Origin of the sequence: Rhodoferax sp. (assembly GCF_028689305.1) — a bacterium.
Taxonomy (GTDB): Bacteria; Pseudomonadota; Gammaproteobacteria; order Burkholderiales; family Burkholderiaceae_C; genus Rhodoferax.
In genome coordinates this window covers 1-8,982 of sequence record NZ_JAQTWM010000118.1, presented here as the reverse complement: position 1 = coordinate 8,982, position 8,982 = coordinate 1, and the positions used below count along the sequence as shown (strand labels likewise).

The window sequence follows — 8,982 nt, the reverse complement described above, 5'->3', positions numbered from 1 at the left end:
CGATTTGCGTCAGAAGTTCATCGATGCCACCGTGCCACAAGCCAATGTGCTGGGCGTGACTCTGCCCGACCCCAAGCTCAAATGGAACGAGGAGCGCCAGCATTACGACCATGGCGAGATCGACTGGAACGAATTCTGGGCCACGGTCAACGGCAATGGTCCCTGCAACCGCGAGCGTCTGGCCACCCGTGTCAAAGCGCATCACGATGGCCAGTGGGTGCGTGATGCCGCCCTGGCACACGCCCGCAAACACCAACCTCAACAAACCAAGGAGACCGCATGACCACCTCAACCCCCGCCCTCAAAGATTGGCCCCTCTGGGAAGTATTTGTTCGCAGCAAACAAGGGCTTGAGCACAAGCACTGCGGCAGCCTGCACGCCAGTGACGCGCAGCATGCGCTGCAAATGGCGCGTGATGTCTACACCCGCCGTCAGGAAGGTGTGAGCATCTGGGTGGTGCCGTCCAAAAATATTGCGGCGAGTGCACCGGAAGACAAAGATGCGATGTTTGAGCCAGCCGCAGACAAGATCTACCGCCACCCCACCTTTTATGACATTCCTGAAGAAGTGGGGCACATGTAATGGCAGCCTATTTCCAAGACTACCTGCTGCATCTGGCGGACAACGCGGTCATCCTGGGCCAGCGCAATGCCCAGTGGTGTGGCCATGGCCCGGTCATCGAGGAAGACCTGGCGCTGGCCAACAACAGCCTGGATCTGATTGGCCAAGCCCGCCTGCTTTATCAACATGTGGCCACGGTACGCAAGGACGGCAAGACCAGCGAAGACCTGCTGGCCTACTTTCGTGATGTGCCGGATTTCAAGAATTACACCCTGCTGGAATTGCCGCACAGCACCGCGCTGGCCCCCACCAGCAGTGGTGACCGGGACTACGCCGTGACGATTGGCCGCAATTTTCTCTACAGCGCCTTGATGGTGCTGGTATGGGACGCACTCAAGAGTTCGGCCGATGCACAGCTGGCGGCGATTGCCTCCAAGTCGCTCAAGGAAACCCAATACCATTTGCGCCATGCCCGTGACTGGCTGGTGCGCCTGGGGGATGGCACCGACGAATCCCATGCCCGGATGCAAGCCGCCATCAATCACTTGATGCCTTACACCCAGGAGTTCTTCACGCCAAGCGTGATGGAAACCGCGGTGGTCAAGACTGGCATGGGGGTGGACACCCGGCCATTGCAAACCGCCTGGAATGACTTGGTCGACGAGGCCCTGGTTGAGGCCACCCTCAAACGTCCGGCCGCAGGCGGGTTTGTCACCACCGGCAAAACCGGCCTACATTCCGAGCATCTGGGCTTTGTGCTGGCGGAAATGCAGAGTCTGGCACGCGCCCATCCTGAAGCTGTCTGGTAAACACCATGCAAGTGGATGCCACCCCAAGCCTGCTGCATCTGCCAGACGGCCCGATTGCCAAGAAGCAGCCCAATGAGCCGTTTTATGCCATCTGGAACCTGCTGGAGTCGGTGACTGACCCCGAGATTCCGGTGGTGAACCTGCGTGAGATGGGCATCTTGCGTGTCGTGCGCCAGACCGCCACCGGGCTGGAGGTGGTCATCACCCCGACCTACAGTGGCTGCCCGGCCATGAGCCAAATGGCAGACGACGTAGTGAATGCCTTGTCACAAGCAGGTGTGGCGGCCCGGGTGTTGACCCAGATCGCCCCGGCCTGGTCGACCGACTGGATGACACCTGAGGCGCGTGAGAAATTACGTGCCTATGGCATTGCGCCACCACACCCCAGCGGCTGTGGCACACCGGCGGCCAACGTGATCCAGTTTGCTTCTAAAAGAGTAGCTTGTGACGCAGCTATGACGGTGCCTTGTCCCCAATGTGGCTCACAAAATACGACCGAAACTTCGCACTTTGGCTCGACCGCGTGCAAGGCGCTGTACCGCTGCTTGAGCTGCATGGAACCCTTTGATTACTTCAAACCTTATTAAGCCATCATGTCTACATCCCCCCGTTTTCACGATTTGCGTGTGGCCCGCATCAGCCCCGAGGCGGCTGGCGCGGTGGCCATCGCCCTGAGCGTGCCCGATGACCTGCTGGAGAGTTTTGACTTCCAGCCCGGCCAGTACTTGACTCTGCGCAGCAAGATTGAGGGTGCCGACGTGCGCCGCAGTTACTCGATCTGCTGCACCCACAGCCACCTGAAAAAGCACCATGAGCTGGTGGTGGGCATCCGCCCGATGGAAGATGGGGTGTTCTCCAACTGGGCCGCGACCCAGCTCAAACCCGGTGACACGCTGGCGGTGATGCCGCCCGATGGCCGTTTTGTGTCCAAACGTCCGCGTGCGCTGCACCGGGTGGGTTTTGCGGCTGGCTCAGGCATCACACCGATCCTGTCGATCATGGCCAGCACGCTGGAAGACCAGCCCGACTCCAAATTCACACTGGTTTATGGCAACCGGAGCATGGCCAGTGTGATGTTCAACGAAGCCCTGCAAGACCTGAAAGACCGTTTTGCCGGTCGCTTGACACTGATCCACATCCTGTCGCGCCAGGCCCAGGAAGCTGACCTGATGCAGGGGCGGATCGACGGCGACAAGGTGCGTGCCATCATCAACGCGCTGCTCCCCGTGGGCAGTATGGACGAGGTGTTTATCTGTGGCCCCGAGGCCATGATCGAGGTCACCGAAAAGGCCTTGCTGGAGGCGGGTGTACCCGCCAAACAGGTGCATACCGAACGGTTTACCTCACCCACATTGGAGGCACTGAGCCCCGAAGCCCGCCAGGCAGCGGTGACGCATTTGAGGCTGCCCGCTGGAGGCCAGGTGGCGTTGACCGTGGTGCTGGATGGCAAATCACACGCGCTGCACATGAACCCGGATGAACATGTGCTGGACGTGGCGATGGCTGCCGGGTTGGATTTGCCGTTTTCCTGCAAAGGCGGGGTGTGTGCCACCTGCCGCTGCAAGGTCATGACAGGCAGCGTGGTGATGGACAAGAATTTTGGCCTGGAAGCCTGGGAGACCGACAAGGGCTTTGTATTGAGCTGTCAATCGCGTCCCACCAGCGGACATGTGACGGTGAGTTTTGACGAGCGATGAAGGTATACAACTACTTTCGCAGCAGCACCTCGCATCGCTTGCGTATCGTGCTTAACCTCAAAGGCCTGAATTGGGACTATGTGGCGGTCGATTTGCGTGCCGAGGCGCATTTTGATGCCGTTTTCAAGGCGCTCAATCCGCAGGGTTTTGTGCCTGCGCTGGTGGATGGTGATCTGATATTGACGCAGTCGCCTGCCATCATCGAATGGTTGGAAGAGCGCTACCCAACACCGCCACTGTTGCCGTCTAACCCGGATGATCGGGCCCGTGTGCGCGCCCTGGCCGCTCTCGTCGGTTGCGACATTCACCCGCTCAACAACCGCCGCGTGCTGGAGTACCTGCGCCACACGCTGGGCTGCGATGAAGCTGCTGTGTTGACCTGGTGCGCTACCTGGATCAACGACGGTTTTGAGGCGCTGGAAACCATGCTGGCTGCTGATCCAAACCGTGGCAACTTTTGTTTCGGTGGTGGCCCGACCCTGGCTGACGCCTACTTGGTAGCCCAAATAGAAAGTGCCAGACGGTTCAAAGTGGATATCTCCCCCTATCCACAAATTCTGGCTATTGATCTGGCTTGCGGTGCTTTGGCTGCCTTCCAGCTTGCGGCACCGGCCGTTCAGCCCGACATGCCGCGTTGACATTGTCAGATGGTCCGGTGGTTTCAGAATTTCTCAATTCACTTGGTGCAGCAGACGTACGCCATCTCACGCTGACGACAGCGTCGTATCCATCAGAAAGCCCACCAGCTGGTGACCGGCATCGGCCAGTTCTCCATGATTCAGGATGGTGCAGTCTGCCTGCAGGCCGGCAAACCGCGTATTGCGCTCCAGCCGCCGGCTGATTTCGTGCGGCGCGTCGCGCCCGCGTTGTTGCATGCGCCATGCCAGCTGGCTGGCTTCGGCAACGATCTGGACCACCCGGACCTGCCGGGTGGTTTTCAGTCCGGCGACATGTTCGCGTGAACCATTGACCACCACAGTTTTCCCACCGGCAACCTGTTCCGCGTAGTGGGCGTCAATGCCATAGTGGAACCCGTGCGCCTGCCAGCTCCAGGCCAGGCGGCAGGCATCCATCAGGCGGGTGAACGCTTCGGTGGTGATGGGATCATGGTCCGAACCGGGCTTGACCGCGCGCGTCACCATGCGCCTGGCAAAAACAATGTCCTGATGGGCCGCCAGATGGGTGGCGGCCCAGTCCAGCACACTGTCCTTTCCAGCGCCGGAGGGGCCACACACAAACACCCACTGGCCACTCATGTCGCCAGCTCCATGTCGGCCAGGCGCTGGAAGGGCTGGCCTGTTGCCGGTTCGACGAACAGACACAATCGGTCCAGCACCAACGGTGTGGTGGCATTGAGCCGGGCCACCGGATCAGCCAAAGCCTGCTGCACCTGCTGTGCCACAGGCCACGGCAGCGGGCCGCTCAAGGTGAAATGAAAGCGGAAGAGATCCAGCACATAGGGATAACCGTACTGCAGCAGCAGCGTGCGTTCGCGCGCCGTGAGATGTTCTTCCTGGCGGCGGGCCAGGTCGGTCTGGGACAAAGGTGCGCGTAAGTGATCGAGTGCGGTCACGCAGCTTGCAGCCAGAACGGCCAGATCTTCTGGGGGGGTGATGGGCCTCAGCGCCACAAAGTCCCCCAGGGTGCTCACCTGCATCGGCCCCAGCGCCACCGACTTGAGCGTGACCGCCAGTGCCTGCAGGCGCGCCAGCAGGTGGTCAGCGGTCAAACCGTCAGACAAGTAAAACGGTGCCTTCAGCGTGGCATGAAACCCATAGCGGCGCGGCGGCGCGGTGATGTCCCGCAGTTCGTCGGGGGTGAACGGTGGCAGGGGGGGCTGGCTGAGGGGGATGTTCTGGCATTCGTCGCGGCCCAGCCAGCGACTGCCAAATGCCCACCACGGCGAGTCCTTGCCGGGGGCGAAGTAGACGGCATAACGCGGACTCATGCGCTGCCCTCGGCAGCGATCACCAACTGCACCCGGTCGCCGCAAAAAAACGTTTCACCATATTTGATGGGGGTGCCATCCATGTCCACGTCGACACACTCCACACACAGCAGCGGCCGGGTGCTTGGTTGCTTGAGCAGGCGGGCGGTTTCATCATCCGGCATCTGGGTGGTGACATGGCTGCGCTCGCGGACATAGTCCTGCACACCGAAATGCCTGAGGATGTCGGTGGTGCGGGTGCCCCCGGCCAGCATCTCCAGCAAGCCCGTGAACCGCAACGCCGGGTAATAGGCGATGGCCAGACCGATCGGTGCGTCATTGGCTTCGTCGAGCATTTCCACTTTCAACACCTTGGCCCCCTTGGCCAGCTGGAGTTCGCGTGCGGCCCGCTCGGGTGCCGGTATTTCACGGGCGGTGAGCAGTTGTTTGCTGGGCAGAAAACCCTGGCGCTGCAGGTTTTCGCTGAAGCGGGTGCGTCGCGACAGCGCGTAGTCCAGCAGTTCATGCTGCACAAACATGCCCCGACCTGGCTCGATGCGCACCAGCCCTTCGCTTTGCAGCGCCGCCATCGCCCGGCGCAGGGTATGCCGGTTGACGGCGAAACGGGTGGCGAGATCGACCTCACCGGGCAAACGGCCCGTGTCGGCATAAGCGCGATCACGAATCTCGGTAGCCAGCGTGTCGGCAATCTGCCGCCACACGGTGACGCCGCTGCGCCGCCCCGAGCTGCTGCAGGTGAGTTGTCTGAAGGGCATGGGCTTTTCCGGTGAATGAGGACAAGCGCCACTCTAGTGACTGATTTAGACATCTATGTGACAGCCACGGACGTATCCGAAAAAATAGACATGAAATCAGGCCTTAGCCCACATCAATCCATCATATGTAGCTATAAAAATGATAGTGAATACTGTGCCAGCCCGGTGGGCATGAAAGACTGAAATGTCACAAATCCTTCATGTTGAGAACGTCAACTAGCGGCCATGGACATCGTGTTTAAACGGTGTGCACGGGTTTCCAACTTAACCGACTGTTCCAGACCTTTGTATGACAAGTGATTCCCCAACCCACGTTACTGTCGCGCGTCCGGCCTGGCTGGCCGTGCTGGCGCGGGCCACCCTGACCGAACTTGAAAACATGCACCTGACCGTGGGTGAACTGCCCGAACTGCAGCGGGTGCGCCCAGCTGAAATCGGCATGGTGATGCTGCGTGGCCGCGTGGGTGGCACCGGCAACCCGTTCAACCTGGGTGAGGCCAGTGTCGTGCGCTGCGCCGTGCGGCTGGGCCAGGGGCCGCTGGGCGTGGCCTATGCGCTGGGCCGCGACAAACGCCGCGCCGAACTGGCCGCGCTGTTCGATGCCCTGCTGCAAGACCCGCAGCACCACGACACGCTGCAACGCGAGCTGATTGCGCCACTGGCCCGGCTGCAAGCCCGGGCCCGGGCGCAGAGACAGCACGCGGTGGCTGGTTCCAAGGTTGAATTTTTCACATTTGTACGGGGTGAAGCATGAGCCAGACTTTGACATTGGCGCCTGGTTTTTCCGACAGCGTGCACGACAGCCAGCAGGCCTTTCGTGCGCTGATCGATGCGCTGGCCAGGCCAGGGCAGGTGCGCCACATCGGCCCGGCCTTGCCCGGGGTGGCACTGGGTGGCGCGCTGGCGCGTCTGCTGTTGACCCTGAGCGACGATGAAACCCCGGTGTGGTGGCAAGGCCTGGATGCCGACCTGCCGCAATGGCTGCGTTTTCACACCGGTGCGCCAGAGGCACCGTCACCGGATACAGCCAGCTTCGCGGTGCTGACCGACCTGGCGCAGCTGCCCACGCTGGCCGACTTTGCACCCGGCTCGGCAGCCGCCCCCGAGTTGTCCTGCACCCTGTTGATCGAGCTGCCCGCACTGACCGGTGGCCCAAGCCTGGAGTGGCGCGGCCCCGGCATTGCGGACGTGCAGCGTGTTGGCCTGCCAGGCTTGCCTGACGATTTCTGGGCCCAGTGGCAGGCCAACCACGCGGCTTTTCCGCAGGGGGTCGACCTGGTTTTCACCTGCGGTGATGCGGCCCTGGGCCTGCCCCGCACCACCCGTGTGCGCCGACTGGAAGGAGTCTGAGATGTATGTCGCAGTCAAAGGCGGCGCTGCCGCCATCGAGAGCTCCTGGCGTTTGCTGGAGCAACAACGACGGGGCGACACCGCCATCGCTGCCTTGACGGTGGCGCAAATCCGTGAGCAGCTTTCACTGGCGGTGGACCGGGTCATGAGTGAAGGCTCGTTGTACGACCCCGAGCTGGCGGCCCTGGCCATCAAGCAGGCCAGCGGTGATTTGATGGAAGCCATCTTCCTGCTGCGCGCCTACCGCACCACCTTGCCGCGCCTGGGCTACAGCGAGCCGCTCGACACCGCCCGCATCGCGTTGGTGCGGCGCATCTCGGCCGCGTTCAAAGAAGTGCCCGGCGGCCAGCTGCTCGGGCCCACTCACGACTACACCCAGCGCCTGCTCGACTTTGCCCTGCTGGCCGAAGGGGAAAGCAGCGCCAGCTCACCTGTTGCCAGTGACAACCCGCCGGAAAAGTGCCTCGCCCTTGAGACGCCACCGGCCCCCGTCCCCCGCATCAACGACTTGCTGGCGCGTGAGGGTCTGCTGGAAACCCCGCAAGCGGTTGACGCCATGCCACCCGGCGACCTGACCCGCGACCCGCTGATGTTCCCAGCCGACCGCGCCCTGCGCCTGCAAGCGCTGGCGCGGGGTGACGAAGGCTGGCTGCTGGCCATGGGCTACTCCACCCAGCGCGGCTATGCCAATTCACACCCGTTTGCGGGCGAGATCCGGCGCGGCACGGTCAGCGTCGAACTGGTGCCTGACGAACTGGGTTTTGTCATTGACATCGGCGACCTGGAGGTGACCGAATGCCAGATGATCAACCAGTTCAGCGGCAGCCGCGACGTGCCGCCGCAGTTCACCCAAGGTTACGGCCTGGCCTTTGGCGGCGCCGAGCGCAAAGCCATGGCCATGGCGCTGGTCGATCGCGCCCTGCGCGCCGACGAGCTGGGCGAGCCACGGGTGGCCCCGGCGCAAGACGAAGAGTTTGTGCTGTCGCATGCCGACAACGTCGAAGCCTCGGGCTTTGTGCAGCACCTCAAATTGCCGCATTACGTGGACTTTCAGGCCGAACTTGAATTGGTGCGCAAGCTGCGCCAAGCCCATGCCGAGGCACGCACCCGCGATCTCAACCCGATCCAGCAAGAGGCTGCATGATGGATCAACATTACAACTTTGCTTTTCTGGACGAGCGCACCAAAAAACGCATTCGCCGCGCCCTGCTCAAGGCGGTGGCCGTGCCGGGCTACCAGGTGCCGTTTGGCTCACGCGAAATGCCTTTTGCCTACGGCTGGGGCACTGGCGGCGTGCAGATCACCGCCAGCATCATGGGTCAGAACGACGTGCTCAAAGTCATTGACCAGGGCTCGGACGACACCACCAACGCGGTCAACATCCGGCGCTTTTTTGCCCGCACCACAGGGGTGGCCACCACCAGCAAAACGCGCGAGGCCACGCTGATCCAGACCCGCCACCGCATCCCTGAAGTGCCGCTGACCGAAGCGCAAACCCTGGTCTACCAGGTGCCCATGCCCGAGCCGCTGTCCAAGCTGGAGCCGCGCAGGCAAGAAACCATCAAGATGCACGCCCTGAGCGAATACGGCCTGATGCATGTGCGCCTGTACGAAGACATTGCGCAGCTCGGGGCCATCTCGCACGCCTATGACTATCCGGTGATGGTCAATGAGCGTTACCTGATGTCGCCCTCACCGATCCCGAAATTTGACAACCCCAAGATGCACATGAACCCGGCGCTGCAACTGTTTGGCGCGGGCCGCGAAAAACGCCTCTACGCCATACCGCCCTACACCCCGGTGCGCAGCCTGGACTTTGAAGACCACCCGTTTGAAGTGCAGCACTGGGCGCACGCCTGTGC

At 61.9% G+C, this 8,982-nt stretch carries 13 protein-coding genes; 10 read left to right on the top strand and 3 right to left on the bottom strand.

Going from position 1 to position 8,982, the window contains the following annotated elements; all coding sequences use genetic code 11:
• The 6 genes from PHW99_RS16970 to maiA all read left to right on the top strand — a co-directional run.
• Positions 1–283: Phenylacetic acid catabolic protein (locus PHW99_RS16970; RefSeq protein ID WP_300180377.1), on the top strand; the 283-nt coding region annotated here is incomplete at its 5' end.
• Entirely contained in the window at positions 280–582 is a 303-nt protein-coding gene (paaB, locus tag PHW99_RS16965) for a 1,2-phenylacetyl-CoA epoxidase subunit PaaB (protein WP_300180374.1), read from the top strand. The genes PHW99_RS16970 and paaB, both read left to right, overlap by 4 nt.
• Entirely contained in the window at positions 582–1,370 is a 789-nt protein-coding gene (paaC, locus tag PHW99_RS16960) for a 1,2-phenylacetyl-CoA epoxidase subunit PaaC (RefSeq protein WP_300180371.1), read from the top strand. Before paaB ends, paaC begins: the two co-directional genes overlap by 1 nt.
• 5 nt (positions 1,371–1,375) lie before the next feature.
• A complete protein-coding gene (paaD, locus tag PHW99_RS16955) occupies positions 1,376–1,957 on the top strand; it encodes a 1,2-phenylacetyl-CoA epoxidase subunit PaaD (RefSeq protein ID WP_300180368.1) in 582 nt (193 codons plus the stop codon).
• Positions 1,958–1,963: 6 nt separating this feature from the next.
• A complete protein-coding gene (locus PHW99_RS16950) occupies positions 1,964–3,067 on the top strand; it encodes a 2Fe-2S iron-sulfur cluster-binding protein (RefSeq protein ID WP_300180365.1) in 1,104 nt (367 codons plus the stop codon).
• Positions 3,064–3,705 carry a maleylacetoacetate isomerase gene (maiA, locus tag PHW99_RS16945; protein ID WP_300180362.1) on the top strand — a complete coding sequence of 214 codons (642 nt, stop codon included), beginning with the start codon at positions 3,064–3,066 and terminating at the stop codon, positions 3,703–3,705. Before PHW99_RS16950 ends, maiA begins: the two co-directional genes overlap by 4 nt.
• 66 nt (positions 3,706–3,771) lie before the next feature.
• Here the strand turns inward: maiA and phnN are convergent, their stop codons facing one another.
• Genes phnN through phnF form a run of 3 tightly spaced genes read right to left on the bottom strand, consistent with a single transcriptional unit; the run spans position 3,772 to position 5,770 of the window.
• Positions 3,772–4,323 carry a phosphonate metabolism protein/1,5-bisphosphokinase (PRPP-forming) PhnN gene (gene phnN / locus PHW99_RS16940; RefSeq protein ID WP_300180359.1) on the bottom strand — a complete coding sequence of 184 codons (552 nt, stop codon included), beginning with the start codon at positions 4,321–4,323 and terminating at the stop codon, positions 3,772–3,774.
• Positions 4,320–5,015, bottom strand: coding sequence for a DUF1045 domain-containing protein (locus tag PHW99_RS16935; protein ID WP_300180356.1), 696 nt, complete (start codon positions 5,013–5,015; stop codon positions 4,320–4,322). Before PHW99_RS16935 ends, phnN begins: the two co-directional genes overlap by 4 nt.
• Positions 5,012–5,770: a phosphonate metabolism transcriptional regulator PhnF gene (phnF, locus tag PHW99_RS16930; RefSeq protein WP_300180353.1), complete on the bottom strand. Its 759-nt coding sequence runs from the start codon at positions 5,768–5,770 to the stop codon at positions 5,012–5,014. Before phnF ends, PHW99_RS16935 begins: the two co-directional genes overlap by 4 nt.
• 289 nt (positions 5,771–6,059) lie before the next feature.
• Between phnF and phnG the strand changes: the two genes are divergently transcribed.
• From phnG to PHW99_RS16910, 4 genes are all read left to right on the top strand, one after another.
• Positions 6,060–6,524 (top strand): phosphonate C-P lyase system protein PhnG, encoded by a 465-nt coding sequence (gene phnG / locus PHW99_RS16925; RefSeq protein ID WP_300180350.1) that lies wholly within the window; start codon positions 6,060–6,062, stop codon positions 6,522–6,524.
• Positions 6,521–7,120, top strand: coding sequence for a phosphonate C-P lyase system protein PhnH (phnH, locus tag PHW99_RS16920; RefSeq protein WP_300180347.1), 600 nt, complete (start codon positions 6,521–6,523; stop codon positions 7,118–7,120). The genes phnG and phnH overlap by 4 nt, the downstream gene beginning before the upstream one ends.
• 1 nt (position 7,121) lies before the next feature.
• The gene (locus tag PHW99_RS16915) at positions 7,122–8,264 is read left to right on the top strand and encodes a carbon-phosphorus lyase complex subunit PhnI (protein WP_300180344.1); all 1,143 of its coding nucleotides are present in this window, start codon (positions 7,122–7,124) and stop codon (positions 8,262–8,264) included.
• Positions 8,261–8,982: alpha-D-ribose 1-methylphosphonate 5-phosphate C-P-lyase PhnJ (locus PHW99_RS16910; RefSeq protein ID WP_300180341.1), on the top strand; the 722-nt coding region annotated here is incomplete at its 3' end. The genes PHW99_RS16915 and PHW99_RS16910, both read left to right, overlap by 4 nt.